Origin of the sequence: Confluentibacter flavum (assembly GCF_002843175.1) — a bacterium.
GTDB lineage: Bacteria > Bacteroidota > Bacteroidia > Flavobacteriales > Flavobacteriaceae > Confluentibacter > Confluentibacter flavum.
The window spans coordinates 213708-233668 of the sequence record NZ_PJEO01000014.1; the positions used below are offsets into that span (position 1 = coordinate 213708).

Here is a 19961-nt window from a genome sequence, read left to right on the forward strand (position 1 = left end):
ATAATGTAAGCTAATTTACAGTTTATAAGACCAAGCTATAAAAATGTTATGAAAAAAATCAATATAATCCTCAAATCAAGCCGCCTTTTACTTCTATCCTTTACGGCATTAGCCTTATTTAATTGTAGTAAAAATGATGAGCCTACAACTACTGCAGATCCTATTGTAGTTGAACCCGTAACATTAAACAGCGAAATAAACGACTTTATTTGGAGGGGTTTAAACGAAATTTATTTATGGCAGGAAGATGTCCCAAATTTATCTGACACCAAATTTTTCTCAAACTCAGATTATGTTACGTTCTATAACAATTATGGCAAATCAGATGAATTATCTCAAGATATTGTAAAAAATTATTTTACATTTTTAAACGATTATAACACGCCTGAATCTTTATTTGATGATTTATTATACCAAAAAGATGTCATAGATAGATTCAGCTGGATAGAAGACGATTATGTTGCTCTAGAAAACTTTTTTCAAGGAAATTCTAATTCTAATGGCTTGGATTTTGGTTTAGTAAGACTTTCTGGTTCTGATGATGTTTTTGGTTATGTTAGATATTTAGCTAATAATTCTGATGCTTCAGGAAAAGATATACATAGAGGTGATTTTTTTTTAACGGTAAATGGTCAACAATTAAACGTTAACAACTATGCTAATTTGCTATTTGGAGCAAATAACACCTATACTCTTGGTATGGCAAATATTACCAACAATGCCATTGCATTAAATGGTAAAGTAGTAGAGCTTACTAAAACCAATTTTACGGAAAGTCCTATTTTAGTAAACAAAGTCATTGATGTTGGTGGCATAAAAGTTGGATATCTTATGTATAATCAATTCCTTGTTAATTTCGAGTTAGAGTTAAACAATGTGTTTAGTCAATTTAAAGCTGAAGGTATTGACGAATTGGTTTTAGACTTGAGGTACAATCTAGGAGGCAATGGATATATTGCTGTTGACTTGGCAAGTATGATTACTGGTCAATTTGAAGGAGAAATTTTTTATAAAGAGCAGTGGAATTCAAAATACCAAGCTTATTTTGAAGCTAATGCTCCTGAAATATTAGTAAACCCTTTTGTAAATGAACTTTCTGATGGCACTCCAATTAACAGTTTGAATTTAAATAAAGTTTATATTTTAACTACAGACGAAACAGCATCTTCAAGCGAATTGATGATTAATGGCTTAAATCCATATATTGATGTTATACAGATTGGAACCAACACTACTGGAAAATTCCATGGATCTGTAACTTTATATGATTCTCCAAATTTTGAAAAAACGGGTGCTAACCCTAACCATAAATATGCCATGCAGCCATTAGTTATTAAAGCTACAAATGTAAATGGTGTTTCAGACTATTACGATGGACTTGTTCCAGATTATTTAATTACTTATAATACTTCAGCGGGTACAGTAGAAGGTGAAAATTTATTAAATCTTGGTACCTTAGGTGATGCCAATGAGCCTTTTTTAGCGAAAGCTCTAGAATTAATTACAGGAACAACCACCAAGTTTGATTTAGATAAAGCCAACAAACCTGGAGTGAAAGTTGAACCAGTTGCTAGCAGTAAAGATTTCAATACTCGTGGTTCTGGGTTAATAGTCGATTTTAAACAAATCAAATAAAAGCATTTTAAAAACCACTTATGAAAATTAAAACGCCCCTAATTCTATTAATAGTCATTGCTTTTTTAAACATTAGCTGTTTTGAAGATAAAGATGATAACCAAATCACAGGAAGTTCTATAAATGATTTTGTTTGGAAAGGCATGAACTTAGTGTATCTATACAAAGATAATGTTCCGAATCTAGCAAATGACGCCTTCAATAGTGATGAAGCTTATGCCAATTATTTAAACGGTTTTTCAAGTCCTGAAGATTTATTTGAAAGTCTGATTTACCAGAGGGAAACCGTTGACAGATTCAGTTGGATTGTAGATGATTACATCGCTTTAGAACAGCAGTTAGCAGGCGTTACCACAAGCAATGGTATGGAATTTAAATTATTTCTTCAGCCAAACAGCAACACGCAATTAATAGGTATTGTAACCATGGTTTTGCCAAATAGTAGTGCCAGCGCCAGTGGTTTAATAAGGGGCGATGTTTTTAGTGGCATTGATGGTAATCCATTAACAATCGATAACTATATCAGCTTACTGGGTTCTAACGCATATGCTTTAAATTTAGCTAATTATAATGATAATGGCACTTCTACCACAACAGACGATACGATAGTTTCTAGAAATGAAAGCATTAGTCTTGCCAAAGTTCAGTATACTGAAAATCCCATTTTTACAACAAACATTTTTAATGTTGGAGGACAAAACGTGGGCTACTTAATGTATAATGGTTTCACTGCAAATTTTGATGAGCAGCTCAACAATGCCTTTGCGACTTTTAAATCAAGTAATGTACAACATCTTGTATTGGATTTAAGGTATAACTCTGGAGGCTCGGTAAACTCAGCTATATTATTATCAAGCATGATAACAGGGCAATTTAATGGCGAAATTTTTATTACAGAACAATGGAACAGTGAATTTCAGGCCGCTTTTGAAAATGAAGATCCAGAATTATTAATAAGCAGGTTTGTAAACAACGATGATGGAGCCGCTCTAAACAGTTTAAATCTTCAAAAAGTATATGTGATTGCTTTGGAATCATCGGCATCTGCTAGTGAATTGGTTATAAATGCCTTAGACCCTTATATTAATGTGATCCATATTGGTGAAAATACAGCTGGTAAATATCAAGCCTCTACGACACTTTATGATTCCCCTGATTTTTCTCGTCAAGGTGCCAACCCAAGCCATAGTTATGCCATGCAACCATTAATTTTTAAATCGTTGAATAAAGTTGGAAGAACAGATTATTTTGATGGTTTAACCCCAGATGTTGAACTCTCTGAAAGTTATTTAGACTTAGGTATTATTGGTGATGAAAATGAAACATTATTGGCTGCTGCTTTGGCAGACATTCAGAGTCCGACTGCAAAATTAGCTCCAATAAAATCTGAAAAGGAAGCCTCTTTAACATTGTTTAAAGATAGTAATAGCTTTAAACCATTCCATAATGAGATGTATGTTGATAAAAAACTTCCATTTAATATCTCAAATTAATTGTTAGCCCCGAAAATTAAAACCTATTTCAATTGGAGTTCGGGTAAAGACTCAGCACTAGCGCTTTTCTATTTGCTAAAGGACAACCGTTATGCTGTTGATGAATTAATTACAACCGTAAACAGCCATTACAATCGTGTATCTATGCATGGGCTTAGAAAGGAACTTTTAGTAGCCCAAACCAACGCACTTAATATTAAAGCCAGTTTAATAGAATTACCTGAAATGCCTAGTATGGAAGTTTACGAACAAAAAATGATAGAAACTGTATCGAGATTAAAAACCGAAGGTTTTACACATAGTGCTTTTGGCGATATTTTTTTAGAGGATTTAAGAACTTATAGAGAAACGCAATTAGCCAAACAGAATTTAAAAGCGGTATTTCCTATTTGGAAACGAGACACTAAAGAATTAATGAACGAATTTTTAGATTTAGGTTTCAAAACAGTTATTGTCTGTGCCAATTCAAAATATTTTAATGAAGATTTTGTTGGAACCGTTATAGACAGAAACTTTATTGATAATTTACCCGATGGTGTTGATCCTTGTGGCGAAAATGGTGAATTTCACACCTTTTGTTTTGATGGGCCTATTTTCAAAAACCCAATCCCGTTTACCTTAGGCGAAAAAGTATATCGTGAATATAAAAATCCAAACACCAGTGACTCCATTTGTAAAAGTGAGCCATATGGTGTTTGGTACTGTGATTTAATTCCTTGAAAAAAACTTTTCAGCCAGCCGCCTCTTAATGAAATTAAAAATTCAAATTCATTCCCAAACTGACATTTCTACCTTTGGTTGTATATCCAATGATTTCCGTGTAATCTTCATTAAACAGATTGGTTACTGTGGCAAAAAGTTTTAATTTATTTTCTATTAGTTTTTGGCTAAAATATAAATCAATTAAAGAAAACGATTTTAATTCCACATTTTGATAGGTTGAGAAATCGGTATCCGTTCTGTTTCCAACAAATTGATAGGTCAACGATGTATACGTGCTTTCAGAAAAATTATAACCCAAATTGGCATTCACTTTATGTTTGGGCAAACGCAAACGTAAACCTTCTTGCAATTCCGTAAATGTATAGTTTGTAGAAACCGTTAAATCCTTAATTAAATTAATCGTAGCTTCAACTTCCACACCATGTACCGTGGCGCTTTCAGTGGCATTTTCGTAACCGGTTGTATAAATAATGGTGTTGTCTTCTTGTCGGTTAAAATAAAGGCCGTTCAAACGAAACCCTTTTCTATTTGAAAATTCCAAACCACCTTCAATCGTCCTGTTTTCTTCTGGCTCTAAATCAGGATTGGCTCCAAAAAACCCAAATAACTGTGATAAATTAGGTGCTATAAACGATGTGGCGTACGAACCCAGAATCTTAACATATCCAGAATTCACCGCAACAGTATAAGATGGATTAAAATTATAAACAAAATGGGAACCATATTCACTATGATTATTCAATCTGGCTCCAGCATTCAAATTCAATCCGAAATCTGATACATAAACAGCATTTACATAAGGATCGGACGTTGTATATGACCGTTCTTGATCAAACAATGTGTTGTAATCGGCATAATTAAATCCAACAATGGTATAAAAGGTATCGTCAAAAACGTACTTATTAAACGCATCCACCACATAACTCTTCGCTTCATAACTTGTAACAAAATCTGAAATACTTTCTCTATTTATTTCTGTATAAGCAGCATTCACCTGAAAACTTCCGTTTGCATAGGTGAATTTAGGTGAAATCCCAATCCTTTTTTGTTCATTTTTATAAGCATCGTCTGTATCTGCGATGGTATAGTTTGGTGGTGGAAAGCCATCTGTATCAGTTTTTAACTTATCATAACTTGCAAAAGTGGATAATTCAAAAGCATCACTAAAAGTATAACCTAATTTTAGATTGGTATTGAATCTTGAAAATGGGTCTTTTTCTGCATTCTCAGATTTTGCAGCGGATAAACCATCCACATACCTATTTGCAAAACTTGCTAAATAGTTAAACTTATCAAGATTTCCATTTACGGACACATTGTTGTTAAAACTGGAACCGTTATAATTCTGGTCATCTGCCGATTGGTTTGTCCCTATAACCGATAAAAAACTAGCGGAAATTGGTTTTCCATAGCTTTTTTTGGTCGTAATATTAATGACAGCCGTGGCAGCAGAATTACCATATAAGGTACTGGCCGCCCCTTTAATAATCTCGATGGATTCTACGGTGTTCAAATCTACCAAACGTAAATCAAATTCATTGGAAACGAGCGACGGATCGTTCACTTGAACGCCATCAATAAGCACCAAAACCTGCCTATTGTTACCACCTCTAACAAAATACCCTAAATTAATACCTTCAACACTTCGTGTCCCATTAATTTCTATACCACTTTTGGCATTAATTAAGTCTGAAATGTTTCTTCCTTGATTATTTTCAATTTCAGCTTTTGAAATTTTAATAACCGTTTTACCTGAATTTTCACGTTTCAATTGAAAACGTGAATCGGAAACAACTACTTCATCAAGTTGTTCCACTTTTGTTGAATCGATCCCGATAGCTATCGGGAGCTGTTGCGCAAAGCCACATAATGATATACCTAAGCACAGTACACCAAAAACATTTGTTTTTTTGTTCATTTTAATGAATAATTACTCGGAGAATCGCATGGATTATCATACAAAAACCTTTATCCCGAAAGTTTAACTTATTTGTTTTGAAAAAAGGCAGGTCTCCTGACTTGCGTCTTCATGTTCGTCTTCCCAAAGATTGCTCTTAAGTGACTTGAAGTATAACATGAAGCTTTGTAGCTTACAGTTGCGGGAACAGTCCAGGAATTGTTGAATTACGAATGACGAATTACGATTTCAACAATCGTAAATCCAATCCCGATAGCTATCGGGACTAATTCGTAAATCAACTCACCTGATTCCCTTTTAATTTATTCACTTGAAATGAACAAAACCAAATTTCGATGCAAATGTAAATATTAACTTTAAAATAGTATTCAAAAGCTTACTTTTTCTTAGTCATTTTATAAATTAAATAAATAAATCCAATTAAAAAATGAGCTATTATTACGCCAGCTACTATATATAATGTTAAATTTGAACCATCTCGCATTGTTAATATTTTCAACAAAAATAACAAGCTTTAAAATGTTTAAAAATGACAATTGTCATCTATTAATGAAATACAAATCGCTTCTTTTAATTATTATACTAACACTACTTAATTGTAAAAATGAGACAAAAAAACAATTAACCGAAAGTGTTAAAGGTGAACAATTACCATTAAAATACGCTAAAGGTTTTTCGGTTAAAGATTACGGAACCCATAAAATTTTAGAAATAAAAAATCCTTGGCCTAAGGCAGAAAAATCATATACATATGTTCTTTTGAACACTAACTATGATGCTGATTTTTGGAGTACGGAAAAAAACAATTATGATGGAGCTATTGAAATGCCCATTCAAAAAATAGTCGTCACCTCCACCACTCACATTCCTGCTTTAGAACTTTTAAACGTTGAAGAAACTTTGGTTGGCTTCCCGGGAATCGATTATATTTCTTCTGAAAAGACCAGAAGTCGAATCGATAAAGGATTGGTTCGGGAATTAGGAAAAAACGAAGGGATTAATACCGAAGTGTTGTTGGAATTAAAACCAAATCTTGTTATTGGTTTTGGAGTTGATGGTAACAACCGAACTTTTGAAACGATAAAAAAATCGGGGATTCCTGTTATATTTAATGGTGATTGGGTTGAAGAATCGCCACTTGCAAAAGCAGAATGGATTAAGTTTTTTGGCGTATTATTCAATAAAGAAAAAGAGGCCGATTCTATTTTTAATAGTATTGAATACAATTATTTAGAAGCTAAAAAGTTGGCAAAAAACACTAAAAGCCAACCCATTATTTTAAGTGGCGCGATGCACAACGATATTTGGTTCTTACCCAATGGAACAAGCACCGAAGCACAGCTTTTAAAAGATGCCAATGCTAATTATTTGTGGAGCGACTCTAAAGGAACAGGTAGTTTATCCCTGAATTTTGAAACCGTTTTTTCAAAAGCTAAAAATGCTGATATTTGGTTAAGTCCGTCAAATTATGCAAGCAAAGAAGCTCTTAAAAATGGAAACACACATCATGCGCTGTTTAAAGCTTTCCAAAATAATACGATTTATTCTTCTATAAATACGACGGGAACATCTGGTGGTATTCTATATTTTGAGCTGGGCACTACCCGACCCGATTTGGTTTTGAAAGATCTTATTAAAATTTGTCACCCAGAACTGTTAAAAAATTATGACCTTTACTTTTTTAAACCTTTAGACTAATTGCCGAATTCAAATACATATAAACTATCCTTTTTGGTATTATCCATCATACTTGTATTCTGTTTTTTAGCAAATATAAGTTTGGGTTCTGTTTATATTCCGCTTAAAGATGTTTTCAACAGTATTATTGGAAACGTAACCGAACAAGAAACATGGCAACATATCATTCAAAATTACCGATTGCCAAAAGCAGTAACCGCCATATTGGTGGGCTCTGGCTTGGGCATTTCCGGATTGTTAATGCAAACATTATTTAGAAATCCGTTAGCAGGACCATTTGTTTTGGGAATTAGTTCGGGAGCGAGTTTAGGTGTAGCCTTAGTCATTCTTGGCTCATCGGTTTTTGGCGGGGTTTTTATGTCGCTTTTAATCTCAAAATGGAGCATTGTTATAGCTGCCAGTTTAGGTAGTTTTTTAGTATTGTTAGCGGTTTTAATGGTATCGTTAAAAGTACGTGATACTATGGCAATACTTATCATCGGACTCATGTTTGCAAGTATCACGGCGGCCATTGTAAGCGTGCTTTCATACTTTGGGTCTGCGCAACAACTACAACAATATATTTTCTGGGGTTTTGGCAGTTTGGGAAATTTATCTTGGGATGAATTGATCATCTTTTTTATCATTTACAGCTTTGGTATCATAGTAAGTTTAGCTTCCGTAAAATCGTTAAATACCATGCTTTTAGGTGAAAACTATGCCAAAAGTTTGGGCTTGAACATTAAAAGAAGTCGGTTTGCCATTATTATTGCAACCAGTTTATTGGCAGGAACTATTACGGCTTTTGCGGGGCCTATAGCGTTTATAGGTTTAGCCATTCCGCATTTAACGCGTCAAGTTTTCAACACCTCAAACCATAAAATATTATTACCTGCTGTTTTTTTATTTGGAGGCATCGTGATGCTTATTTGCGACAGTATTGCGCAAGTACCAAATAGCGATTATACCTTGCCAATTAATGCCATTACATCTTTAATAGGTGCTCCGGTTGTTATTTGGTTGTTGGTTAGGAAACGTAAAATGGTTTTTTAGATTGTTAGACAAATTAGATTTTAAGACCTGTTAGATTTTTAGACTTTTTTAACATTGTAACCTATAACTCTGTAACTCTGTAACTTTGTAGCTTTGTAGCTTTGTAGCTTTGCAACCCTGTAACTTTGAAACTCTGTAACTCTGTAACTCTGTAACTTTGTAGCTTTGTAACTTTGTAGCTTTGTAACTTTGTAGCTTTGTAACTTTAATTAAATCAATGATAGAAAAAAACCAACATATCATTTTAAAAGCCAAAGATGTATCTATTGGATATGCTTCTAAAAAAGAGCTTACTGTTGTAGCTTCCAATATTAATATTGAATTACACAAAGGTGAATTAGTTGGTTTGGTTGGTGTTAATGGCGTTGGGAAATCAACACTTTTAAGAACACTTACTAATGTTCAAAACGCATTAAGTGGAGATATATTTATTAATAACAAAAACATTAAGCAGTATGCTGCACTGGACTTAGCAAAAGCATTGAGTTTGGTGTTAACTGAGCAACTAATGTCTAAAAACTTGTCTGTTTTCGAGTTAGTTGCTTTAGGCAGACAACCTTATACCAATTGGGTGGGTAATTTATCTGAAACCGATATGACGATTATAAATTCTGCTTTAACCCAAACCAACATATCCGACTTAAAGCATAAAAGATGCTTTGAGTTAAGTGATGGACAATTACAAAAAGTGATGATTGCGCGTGCTTTAGCTCAAGATACCGATTTAATCATTTTAGACGAACCCACCACCCACTTAGACATTTACCATAAAGTTTACACCCTAAAATTATTGCAAAAATTAGCTAAAGAAACCAATAAAACCATACTGTTTTCATCGCACGAAATAGATTTAGCAATTCAATTATGTGACAAGTTAATTGTTATGACTCCTAGCCAAGTGGTGTCTGATATGCCTTGTAATTTAATTCTGAATGGTACTTTTAAGTCCTTATTTCCAGAAGATTTAATAACTTTTGATGAGAAAACGGGAAGTTTTCGGGTGAAACAGTAATATTACTTTTTTATTAGCTATAAATTAATTACATTTATTACGTTACCGCCTTAATATCAACCAAATACATCTGCTTATACTTTAATTATTGATAGTTAAAGTTCATGGTTTCATTAACATTAATACTGTCATTATGAAAACCAAACCCATCATTCTATTTACCTTTGTAATGCTCTTAGCTACTTTTTTTTATAAAATATCGCCTGATAAAGCATTAGATTATCCTCGTAAAATTGGTAGTAATTCGATAAGTTGCACACCCGCCAAATTCTTATTAGATAATATAGACACAACAAAACAAATTGCTCCATTGTTTGAAAACCTTGGAAACCACACCTATAAAGTAAGCACAAAAAATGAATTGGCACAACGCTTTTTTAATCAGGGAATCAGGCTTACTTACGGTTTTAATCATGCAGAAGCACACCGTTCATTTATGGAAGCCTCAAGGTTAGACCCAAATTGTGCCATGGCATTTTGGGGGCAAGCCTATACATTAGGTCCAAATATTAATGACCCATTTCCTGATGATGAACGCAAAAACAAATACAATGAGGCTATTGAAAAAGCGCTACAGGTTTCCTCAAATGCAACACCAAAAGAACAAGCACTTATTGAAGCGCTAACCCATAGATATTCGACTGATTTAAAAAAAGATGTAGCCGAACTTAATTTGGCATACATGAAAGGCATGGAAAAAGTAGTAGCCAATTATCCTGAAGATTCTGATATCCAAACTTTATATGCAGCTTCAGTAATGAATACGGTTCCTTGGAATTATTGGGATAAAAATGGAAAACCATCTCCATACATTCTTGAAGCAAAAGCCGCTCTCGAAAAAGCAATGGAATTAAATCCTAATAATCCAGGTGCAAATCATTATTACATACATATGGTTGAACTTCCATTTCCAGATTTAGCTTTACCGAGTGCTGATAAACTCGGCTCTTTAATGCCAGCAGCTGGCCATTTAGTACATATGCCTTCTCATATATACATTAGAGTTGGCAAATATAAAGATGCCGTTAGGGTTAATCAAGAAGCTATTTTAGCAGATGAAGATTATATTTCGCAATGCTACGCACAAGGCATGTATCCACTCGGTTATTATCCACATAATATACATTTTCTTTGGTCTGCATCTAGTTTATTGGGAAATAGTAAAATAGCTATCGATGCTGCAAAAAAAACAGCAGAAAAAGTACCCGTGGGTGAAATGAAAGAGCTTCATTTTTTACAAAATTTTGCCTCCACGCCACTTTTAGCTTACATAAGATTTGGAAAATGGAATGACATCCTAACTTACCCAAAACCAAATGATAGTATTAAACACTTAAAACTTATATGGCATTATGCAAGAGGAATTGCATTTACCAGAAAAAACAATTTAAAAGAAGCACAAGAAGAACTTGACGCCATTGATTTATTTATTAAAGATCCTGCGATGGAAACTCTGGTTGCAACAGGATTTGATAATGGCACCACCCTAGCAAAATTAGCCTATGAAGTTGTTGCAGGAGAAATGGCTTCTATTAAAAACGACTACGATTCAGCTATTATGCATTTAAAAAGAGGAGTTGAAATCGAAGACGCTTTAATTTATAACGAACCTTCAGCATGGCATATTCCAACGAGACAAAATTTAGGGGCCGTTTTAATGAAAGCAAAAAAATATGCAGAAGCTGAAAAAGTGTATCATGAAGATTTAAAAGTACTCAGACAAAACGGTTGGTCCTTAATAGGTTTATATCAAAGTTTAAAAGCCCAAGGTAAATTGACTGAAGCAGACAAAATAAAACATGAGTTTGATCAAGCTTGGAGTGATGCCGATATAAAAATTGACTCATCCATCTTGTGAAATAATTTAAAATTCTTGATATCTGATAATATCATTTTTCGTTCTTCTGACTAAAAAAATTATCTTTGGTCAAACTTATTTTTAAATGAACGACAACCTTATTCTAATTCTCGCCATTTTAATTTCTGGAGGTATTGGTGCGTATATTGGCATGACCATTACCAAGTTGAAAAGTAAAAGCGACCAAAGCACCCTGGAAGAACGTCAAAATCAAATGAGTTTAACCATAAATGACCTTAAACAAACACTTAGCAAAATTGAAGTTGAGCGTGATGATATAAGAAAAGAGAAAGAGTTTTTAAATGCTGACTTAACCAGACGGAATACCGAATATGAAAACCTTTATCAACTTAATTTGAAGCGTGATGAGGAATTAGAAAAACGACAAGAGGAACTACGTAAAGATTTTGAGTTATTGGCCAATAAAATTTTAGAAGAAAAATCAGAAAAATTCACGCTTCAGAATAAAGAAAACATCAAAAACATCTTAAATCCGTTACAAGAAAAAATTAAGATTTTTGAAGATAAAGTCGATTTAACACAAAAAGAAAGTATCAGTATGCATTCGGCTTTAAAAGAGCAACTGATTGGCTTGAAAGACTTAAATCTATTGATGACCAAAGAAGCCACTAACCTAACCCGAGCTTTAAAAGGTGATAGTAAAATGCAAGGGAATTGGGGCGAGTTGGTTTTAGAACGTGTTTTAGAAAAATCGGGACTCGAAAAAGATAGAGAATATTTTGTGCAACAAAGCTTTGCACGCGAAGATGGTTCTAGAGTGATGCCCGATGTGGTTTTACACCTTCCCGATGGTAAAAAAATGGTCATCGACTCTAAAGTATCGTTAACAGATTATGAGCGTTTGGTAAATGCTGAAGATGAAGATAAAGCTATGCTTTTAAAAGCACATGTAAATTCCATTAAAAGGCACATAGACCAACTTTCAGAAAAAAATTATCAAGATTTATACGATATAGAATCCCCGGATTTTGTCCTCATGTTTATTCCTATTGAGCCCGCATTTGCGGTTGTTGTCAATGAAGATAATAGCATTTATAATAAAGCATTTGAAAAAAATATTGTTATTGTAACGCCTTCTACCCTTTTGGCAACTTTGCGAACTATTGACAGTATGTGGAATAATGAAAAGCAACAACAAAACGCTATTGAAATTGCCCGACAAGCAGGTGCCTTATACGATAAGTTTGAAGGATTGGTTCTTGATTTAACAGGTGTTGGCAAAAAAATTGATGCTGCAAAAAGTGATTATTCTGCCGCCATGAATAAATTAGTTGATGGCAAAGGCAATTTAATTTCGAGTGTTGAAAAACTTAAAAAAATGGGCGCCAAGGCTAAAAAAGCACTTCCTGAAGCGATACTTAAACGTGCTGAAGACCACTAAAAACTAAGACATGAAAATCATCACAAAAATTGGTATTGGTATTGGTATTATATTTATAGTATATATCTGTTTTCTTTATTTTGCAAGCTACAGCAATGGCGTAAGAGCAGGTGAGTTAATTAAATTCAGTCATAAAGGCATGGTTTTCAAAACCTGGGAAGGTGAAATAAGTCAAGGTGTTTCTGAATCCCAAAGATTTATATTTTCAGTAGAAGGTAATGAAAAACAAGTGATTGAAGATTTGAACAACTTCCAAGGCAAAATGGTTAAACTTCATTATTTTGAACGCTATAAAACATTATTTTGGCTGGGAGACACCAAATATTTTATAACAGAAGTTGAACTACAAAACTAAATATATTCTATGTTTAAAACCACCGAAGAATCACAAGTAACCATGACCCAATTAATGTTGCCATCACATTCCAATTTTAGTGGAAAAATTCATGGCGGTTTTATATTGAGCCTAATGGATCAAATTGCATTTGCTTGTGCCTCCAGACATTCCAGAAACTATTGTGTAACAGCATCTGTTAACAAAGTCGATTTTTTAAATCCCATTGAAGTTGGTGAACTTGTTACCCTTAAAGCATCCGTAAATTATACAGGAAAAACCTCTATGGTTATTGGTGTGAGGATCGAATCTGAAAATATACAAACTGGAGAAAAAAAACATTGCAATTCCTCATATTTTACCATGGTGGCTAAAGACAAGCATGGAAACAATGTTCAGGTTCCTGGTATTATTTTAGATACTAAAAATAAAGTTAGACGTTATGCGAGAAGTATCGCGAGACAAGAGCAAGCCAAAAATAGATCTTCAGAGTTTAGAACTTCAGAATTTAAAATGGAATTATATTTAGATTCATTAAAAGACCAAAATGCTAAAATTGAGTTAATTGATAATTAAATAAATTTTTAAAAATCTAATTTTATAAAGGTTAATGTCTCAAACAATATAGTTTTTAATTCAACAACTAAAAGATGATAGCCCGTTAAAATTAATAAACTTAAATTAATTTGTTATGAATTTTAAAAATTCATTCTACATTTCTACCATGCTAATATTGCTCTATAATTGTTCGAGTAGCGGAGATGATCCAACAAATTCAAACCCAAATAATTCGGTTAAAATAACTTATGACAGCCATATTAAAAGTATCACAACCAATTATTGTATAGCTTGCCATGGAGAACCACCTTCAAGTGGTGCCCCTATGTCTTTAACATCCTATGAACTAATGAAAAACGCAGTTGAAACCAGAGGATTGATAAACAGAATAAACAGTACAACTAACCCAATGCCTCCAAAAGGTGGACTTTTATCACAGGAACAAAGAAATTTAATTCAAAAATGGGTGGATGATGGTTTATTAGAAAAGTAATATTGTTTTTGATTTTTCAAAACCAATAATGTTAAAATTGAATTGTTTAATTTTTAAAAATAAATATTCAAAACGGCATTTGGGGTTAAGCCCAAAGAACGTTGATTTGTTTCGTTAAGCTCTCCACTATTTATTTTATAAAATCGGTTAATCTGATTTTCTTTGTTTAAAACATTCCAAAGTGAAATCCCAACGTTTGCTTTTGTTTTCTTGGTAAGTTTAAAATTATAAAGAGCAGATATATCTAAACGTAAATAATCTTCTAAACTTGATATATTAACAGCTTCATAATTCACTTCATCATTTACAATTTCATTACCTGTAACTGGTAAAGTTGTAGGTTTTCCAGAATGCCAATTTAATCCAGCGGATAGTTTTAAATTCGTCAAACCATATGTCATCCCTAAAGTAGCAGCATGTTTAATATTATAATTACTAGGAAAATAATTGGGTTGTAAGTCTTTAAATTGGTATTCATTATGCATGTACGCATAGCTTATCCAAGTGCTAAACTTATTGATATGTTTTCGAAATAAAACATCTACCCCAATTACACGGTTAACACCCTTGCTTTTAGCAAATTCAAATTGATTTTGAAACCCTTGGCTTTGTGCTGTAATGCCATCAACATGCTTTATGTACCCTTCTATATTAAATAACCACCCTCGATGACCATAATTTAAACCTAATGATGCCTGTTTGCTTGTAATGACAGGAATATCTTTATTATTAGATAGTTGCCACCTTCGTTTCTCAATTCCTAAAAAATCGTTTTGGAAGTTAATAACCTGCGATGTATTTTGATGCTTAAACTCTCCTAAAACTTCAACTGTAAAAAAGTCTAAAAAACGCTGACTAAAACTTAATCGGGGTTCCCAAATAGACTTACTGAATTTTTCAATAAAATTATAGCGCACACCAAAATTTAAATTTGAATTTCTGTTTTTGGACTTATAACCTAATTGAGAGAAAACACCATGTGTTCTAACCACTTCTGAGACCAATAGCCTAAACAATGGGGTGTCTATATCATCTAAATTGGTAACTTGGGTTTCTACAAAATGGTAACCGCTCAATAAGTGTAAAGCGTTATTAAATCTATAATTGCTTTTTAACTTTAAACTGGTTTCAGACACGATATTTTCCTGTAAAAAACGCTGAGAATCTAATATATCAACATTTACAGCTTTAAGTTTATAATCGGTTTCATAAGCTTCAAATGTCGTTTGCAATTTGTCGTTCCAAATTCTGTTGTAATGCAACGCCCCTGCAATGCTATATTGGGTTAGATTACTTTTCCTAGATTCTTCTTCGTCATTTACAACCGCATTTTCATTGAACTGAAGTTCGTTAAATACATTTATAAAATTAATCCGCAATTCATCTTTGTCGCCAATTTTATATATCCAACGCAAGGAAGTGTCATAAAAATCAAATGTTTTATCTGTATTGGTAATGGTTGTGGTATTGTTAGATACCTCCGTGTTTTGAGAAATTCTGTCAAAAAAAGCTGAGTACGTTGGCGTTTCAATAAAATCGCTAATCGATTTTCTTGCAGCCACTTGTATTGAAGATGTTTTATTAATTGGAACATCCACAAAAGCATTGGCATCGGTTAAATTAATACCTAGAGTTGCGTTGAGTTTATTGTTAACCGATTGATTGGTTTGCATTGAAATAGTACCGGAAACACCATCGGTATAACTCACATCGCTGCCATTTTTTCTTAATGAAACCGAGTGTGTGATTTGCGGATTATACATTGAAATCAATCCGAAAAAATGACCAGACTGGTACATTTTTATATCATCCCAAAGAATCAGGTTTTGATCATGTGTGCCACCTCGAATATTAATATTTGAAACGGTCTCGTTAATACTTTGAATACCTGGAAATGCCTGAACAGACTGCAAAACATCGTTATCAATTAATCCTGGAAGTATGTCAAAATCAGAAAAATTAATTTCATAAGAACCATTATTTATCTTATTTATACCACTTGCGATATAATTTGAAACAACAACTTCAGACAGTGACTGAAAATTTGGAAACAAAAAAATATCGTCACAACCCGTTTTTGAAAATTGATTAGTTAGTTTAATGATGGTTTTATACCCTAAAAACCGAATGGTAATGGATTGCGTAACATTTTCAATTTTAATTTGAAAAAAGCCATTTTCATCTGTTGTGGTAGAGTTCTTTAAGGTTTGAACAGTTGCCGACGCTAAGGGTTGTAAATTATCTTTATCTTTTACATAGCCACATAAAACCATAGCTTCTCTAGGTTTAACGAGAATAATACCATCACTCAATATGGAAAACAATAACCCCGTTTGGGTTTCTAGATAAGTTATAGCTTCTTTTAACGACAAACTAGTATCTGGAGGAATGAGGAAAACAGCTTCAATAGTATCTTCCGCATAATTAAACTGAACATGATACTGCGCTTCTAATACATTTATAACATGAGCTAATGATTCTTGCTTGTTGGTATTTTGAGCATAACTACTAAAAAGAACAAAAAGCAAAAAACTAAAAAAAAGGATTGATTCTTTAATTCTCCTTTCCATGAATTATTACCAGGTTTGAAGAACTCAATTCATAGGTCATATTCATAGGCAGCGTTATGGCAATAAGAGCGTTTTCGAGATTATTATGTACAAATTCCCCCGTAAACAATCTGTTGGTATTTATATTTTTAAAAGTGACTTGTATGTTGTATTGTCGTTCTAATTCCGAAAGCACTTCTTTTATTGGAATAGCTTCAAATTCGCTCCTGTTTTCTCTCCATTTTGGAGCAGATGTCACTATTTTACCTTCCGTAAATTTACCATTTAAAATTTGATATACGTCACCTGCCAATAATTTTCTGGTTATGGTATCTGAAGTTACTTTTACAATACCTTCAAAACATTTGACTTCAAAATAATTTTCACGTTGTTTTACATTAAACTGTGTACCTACTACTGTTACTGTTCCGTTTTCGGTTTTAACATCAAAGGTTTTTCCTTTGGCAACCATAAAATAAGCTTCTCCATCGAGCCTTAAAAACCTATTTTCATCCCAATTTTTGGTATTGAATTCAATTGAAGACAGGGCGTTTAACGCTACTTTAGAATGGTCTGGAAGCTCAATAACAGATTTCTCGCCAACTAGGGTTTCTACATGAGTGAGCGTGTTTGAAAAAAAGGCAAAATAAAGACCTAAGCCAATGACAACAACACTCGCTATTTTTAGCAACGGACTGAACCCATTTAATTTTTTAACAGGCGTTTTTGATGATTTATACTGTGTTTTAAAGGTATTAAAATCATCCGATTTAGAGAAATATGATGCTTTAAAATGTTGTGCATTTTCAATAATATATTCGTTTAACTGAGCATCATCCAACTTACTGAACATATCTTTTTCAACATCATTAAGATCATCTTTTAACCAATTTTCTATTAAGTAATCTTTATCCATCTCTATGCTTAACTTTAATATATAACAACTTCAAACTAAATTCTCCTGATTATTTTATTTTAAATCCTTCCAACTCTTTCTTCAACGTATTGAAGGCACTATAAATTCTATATTCCACTACTTTTTGGGTAACATCTAAAAGTTCGGCAATTTCGCTATGCTTTTTTCCTTCCACTTTATTCAATAAAAAAGCAATGCGTTGTTCTTCATTTAAATTTTCTAATACTTTTTGATAGCGTTGTAAAAATTGCTCTTTTTCTAAAATAAATTCAGGCGATTCGTTAGTGTAATTTTTTGGTTTTTCTTGGTGATATTTTAAAACTACTTTTTGGTGCTTTATCTCGTTTAACATCATATTGTTCGCAACGGTAAACAAAAAAGATTTGGCTTTACTTAAAGTGACATTCTTGCAATTATCCCATAATTTAATAAAGGCATCTTGTGTGACATCGTTAGGGTTTATTTGTGACCCATACTTATAATATAAAAAATTGAGCAAGTCTTGTGAGTACTTATTGTAAACACGCTCAAAAACTTTGTCTTCGCAAATGTTGTCGTTAAGTTCTTTTGGCAAAGTATTTAATTTAATGCTTTAAAGTTATATAAAAAATTTATTAAAAAGTTTCAGGAGTTTTATATTCCTAGTTGTTTAATTAATAAAAGCTCCAGTAAAGACGACCAAATTATGAAAACAATAGCTCAAAAAGTTATCTTTTACATCTTTATAATAGCATTGACACTCACAACTTCTTGTAGATCCGAGGAAACGGAATTTATACAAGCACCAGAAGATGAAGTTTTAGTTGCAAATTCATCGGTTGCCAATTTAATGCAAAAAACGTCTCTCAACGATGGGTCTAACGATAACATCATTTGTAATGCCAATTGCTTTAACATAAAACTACCTGTAACCGTAAATGTAAATGGAAATACAATAATTATTAATTCTGAAGAAGATTATAAAATTATTGAATACATTTTTGATGAAGACGATGATGATGTTGATACGATATACATTTCATTTCCAATCACCATAATTCTTAGCGATTTTACAAATGTAGCAATCAACAATTATACAGAACTTTATAACTACTCCAGTACTTGTAATGGTGAAAATGAAATTGATGACGATATAGAATGTTTAGATTTCAACTACCCTATTACGGCTTCATTGTACAACTCAAACAACGAAATTATAGATAGCGTTACCATAACTTCCGATATTCAGCTATATGGGTTTATCAAAAATTTAAGTAGTACAGATTTTGTTACCATTACATTCCCTATTACGGTAACGTTATATGATGGTACCGAATTAACTATTAACAATCTAATTGAGTTAAAAAACCATATAGAAACATATGATGATATTTGTGATGAAGATGATGATTACGATTATAATGATGATGATTGTAACGACTGCAACCAAGATCAATTATTGGATGTTTTAACCAACTGCTCGGGCTGGGAAGTTGATAGATTAAAGCGTTACGGTAACGATTATGATAATTACTATGATGGCTATACCTTCAACTTTTACCCTAATGGCACACTTTCAGTTTATTGGGACGGTATCTCGGCATACGGCACTTGGGTGGCATCTGGGGAAGGTAACAATATGGTAGTAACCGTAAATGTTCCAGGACTGGATTATTGTAATAATGATTGGGTCTTACATGAAATATCTAAATACACTGAAACTAAAATTGATTTAAGAGTTGGAGATAATGACAGATTAAGATATGCTAAAAGTTGTAATTAAAGCACTTTAAAGAAACTAAAGAATATTTATTATTTAAAAAAAAATAGCTAGTAGAAATGCCTAATGAAAAAGAAAAGTTTCATTTTCAAATGTAATTTTTAAGTGTTAAAACATTTGAATACTAGCAAAACTGCTTCAGCTTAACAGCTGAAGCAGTTTAAAAAACAAAAAGAAACTATGAAAAAATGGTCTATATTAATAGTGTTATGTGTTGTGGTTGTTATTATAGGTTACAGATACATTTATCAAGACCATCGAGATATAGCAACCGAAACATCTATATATAAACTTACAGCATCAGATATTTCGAATGAATTTGCCATTAATCCCATGTCATCAGAAAACAAATATTTAAATAAAACCATTGAAGTTAGTGGCAGTATTTCAGACAAAAACCCACAAAACATCACTATAGATGGTAAAGTATTTTGTCAATTTTCAAACAAAATTCAAACGGATTTAAAGACTGACCAAATCAAAATTAAAGGCCGTTTTATTGGTTATGATGATTTGTTAGAACAAGTGAAACTAGACCAATGTACTATTATTGATTAATCCGAAAAACAAAAAAAATAATA

At 32.7% G+C, this 19961-nt stretch carries 17 protein-coding genes and 1 riboswitch; of the genes, 13 read left to right on the top strand and 4 right to left on the bottom strand.

Annotated features, from left to right (window positions below):
* The first annotated feature begins 48 nt into the window (after positions 1–48).
* Genes CSW08_RS03955 through CSW08_RS03965 form a run of 3 tightly spaced genes read left to right on the top strand, consistent with a single transcriptional unit; the run spans position 49 to position 3848 of the window.
* Positions 49–1635, top strand: a complete 1587-nt coding sequence (locus tag CSW08_RS03955) for a S41 family peptidase (protein ID WP_106658601.1) — start codon at positions 49–51, stop codon at positions 1633–1635.
* Between the two features lie 20 nt (positions 1636–1655).
* A complete protein-coding gene (locus tag CSW08_RS03960; protein WP_106658602.1) occupies positions 1656–3128 on the top strand; it encodes a S41 family peptidase in 1473 nt (490 codons plus the stop codon).
* Entirely contained in the window at positions 3129–3848 is a 720-nt protein-coding gene (locus CSW08_RS03965) for a Dph6-related ATP pyrophosphatase (RefSeq protein WP_106658603.1), read from the top strand.
* Positions 3849–3882: 34 nt separating this feature from the next.
* Here CSW08_RS03965 and CSW08_RS03970 read toward each other — a convergent pair whose 3' ends face one another.
* Complete coding sequence (locus tag CSW08_RS03970; protein ID WP_106658604.1) at positions 3883–5769, bottom strand: TonB-dependent receptor plug domain-containing protein; 1887 nt, start codon at positions 5767–5769, stop codon at positions 3883–3885.
* Positions 5770–5838: 69 nt separating this feature from the next.
* Positions 5839–6114, bottom strand: a riboswitch (cobalamin riboswitch).
* Between the two features lie 204 nt (positions 6115–6318).
* Between CSW08_RS03970 and CSW08_RS03975 the strand changes: the two genes are divergently transcribed.
* The 8 genes from CSW08_RS03975 to CSW08_RS04010 all read left to right on the top strand — a co-directional run bounded on the left by CSW08_RS03975 (position 6319) and on the right by CSW08_RS04010 (position 14156).
* Positions 6319–7467 (top strand): ABC transporter substrate-binding protein, encoded by a 1149-nt coding sequence (locus CSW08_RS03975; protein WP_106658605.1) that lies wholly within the window; start codon positions 6319–6321, stop codon positions 7465–7467.
* Positions 7468–8499 (top strand): FecCD family ABC transporter permease, encoded by a 1032-nt coding sequence (locus CSW08_RS03980; RefSeq protein ID WP_106658606.1) that lies wholly within the window; start codon positions 7468–7470, stop codon positions 8497–8499.
* A gap of 217 nt (positions 8500–8716) precedes the next feature.
* Positions 8717–9511 (top strand): ABC transporter ATP-binding protein, encoded by a 795-nt coding sequence (locus CSW08_RS03985; protein ID WP_106658607.1) that lies wholly within the window; start codon positions 8717–8719, stop codon positions 9509–9511.
* 133 nt (positions 9512–9644) lie between these two features.
* The gene (locus CSW08_RS03990) at positions 9645–11369 is read left to right on the top strand and encodes a tetratricopeptide repeat protein (protein WP_106658608.1); all 1725 of its coding nucleotides are present in this window, start codon (positions 9645–9647) and stop codon (positions 11367–11369) included.
* Between the two features lie 85 nt (positions 11370–11454).
* On the top strand, positions 11455–12771 hold the full coding sequence (gene rmuC / locus CSW08_RS03995; RefSeq protein ID WP_106658609.1) for a DNA recombination protein RmuC: 1317 nt from the start codon (positions 11455–11457) through the stop codon (positions 12769–12771).
* A 10-nt stretch (positions 12772–12781) separates the two neighbouring features.
* Positions 12782–13126, top strand: a complete 345-nt coding sequence (locus CSW08_RS04000) for a 6-phosphogluconate dehydrogenase (protein WP_106658610.1) — start codon at positions 12782–12784, stop codon at positions 13124–13126.
* A 9-nt stretch (positions 13127–13135) separates the two neighbouring features.
* Positions 13136–13681, top strand: coding sequence for an acyl-CoA thioesterase (locus CSW08_RS18545; protein WP_203226845.1), 546 nt, complete (start codon positions 13136–13138; stop codon positions 13679–13681).
* 115 nt (positions 13682–13796) lie between these two features.
* Positions 13797–14156 carry a c-type cytochrome gene (locus tag CSW08_RS04010; protein ID WP_106658612.1) on the top strand — a complete coding sequence of 120 codons (360 nt, stop codon included), beginning with the start codon at positions 13797–13799 and terminating at the stop codon, positions 14154–14156.
* A gap of 53 nt (positions 14157–14209) precedes the next feature.
* Here CSW08_RS04010 and CSW08_RS04015 read toward each other — a convergent pair whose 3' ends face one another.
* Genes CSW08_RS04015 through CSW08_RS04025 form a run of 3 tightly spaced genes read right to left on the bottom strand, consistent with a single transcriptional unit; the run spans position 14210 to position 18195 of the window.
* Positions 14210–16726: a TonB-dependent receptor gene (locus CSW08_RS04015; RefSeq protein ID WP_106658613.1), complete on the bottom strand. Its 2517-nt coding sequence runs from the start codon at positions 16724–16726 to the stop codon at positions 14210–14212.
* The gene (locus tag CSW08_RS04020) at positions 16710–17621 is read right to left on the bottom strand and encodes a FecR family protein (protein ID WP_106658614.1); all 912 of its coding nucleotides are present in this window, start codon (positions 17619–17621) and stop codon (positions 16710–16712) included. The genes CSW08_RS04015 and CSW08_RS04020 overlap by 17 nt, the downstream gene beginning before the upstream one ends.
* Before the next feature lie 49 nt (positions 17622–17670).
* The gene (locus CSW08_RS04025) at positions 17671–18195 is read right to left on the bottom strand and encodes an RNA polymerase sigma factor (RefSeq protein ID WP_106658615.1); all 525 of its coding nucleotides are present in this window, start codon (positions 18193–18195) and stop codon (positions 17671–17673) included.
* Between the two features lie 111 nt (positions 18196–18306).
* Here CSW08_RS04025 and CSW08_RS04030 point away from each other — a divergent pair, with 111 nt between their 5' ends.
* Complete coding sequence (locus CSW08_RS04030; protein ID WP_106658616.1) at positions 18307–19383, top strand: hypothetical protein; 1077 nt, start codon at positions 18307–18309, stop codon at positions 19381–19383.
* A 177-nt stretch (positions 19384–19560) separates the two neighbouring features.
* Positions 19561–19938: an OB-fold protein gene (locus CSW08_RS04035; RefSeq protein WP_106658617.1), complete on the top strand. Its 378-nt coding sequence runs from the start codon at positions 19561–19563 to the stop codon at positions 19936–19938.
* Positions 19939–19961 lie beyond the last annotated feature (23 nt).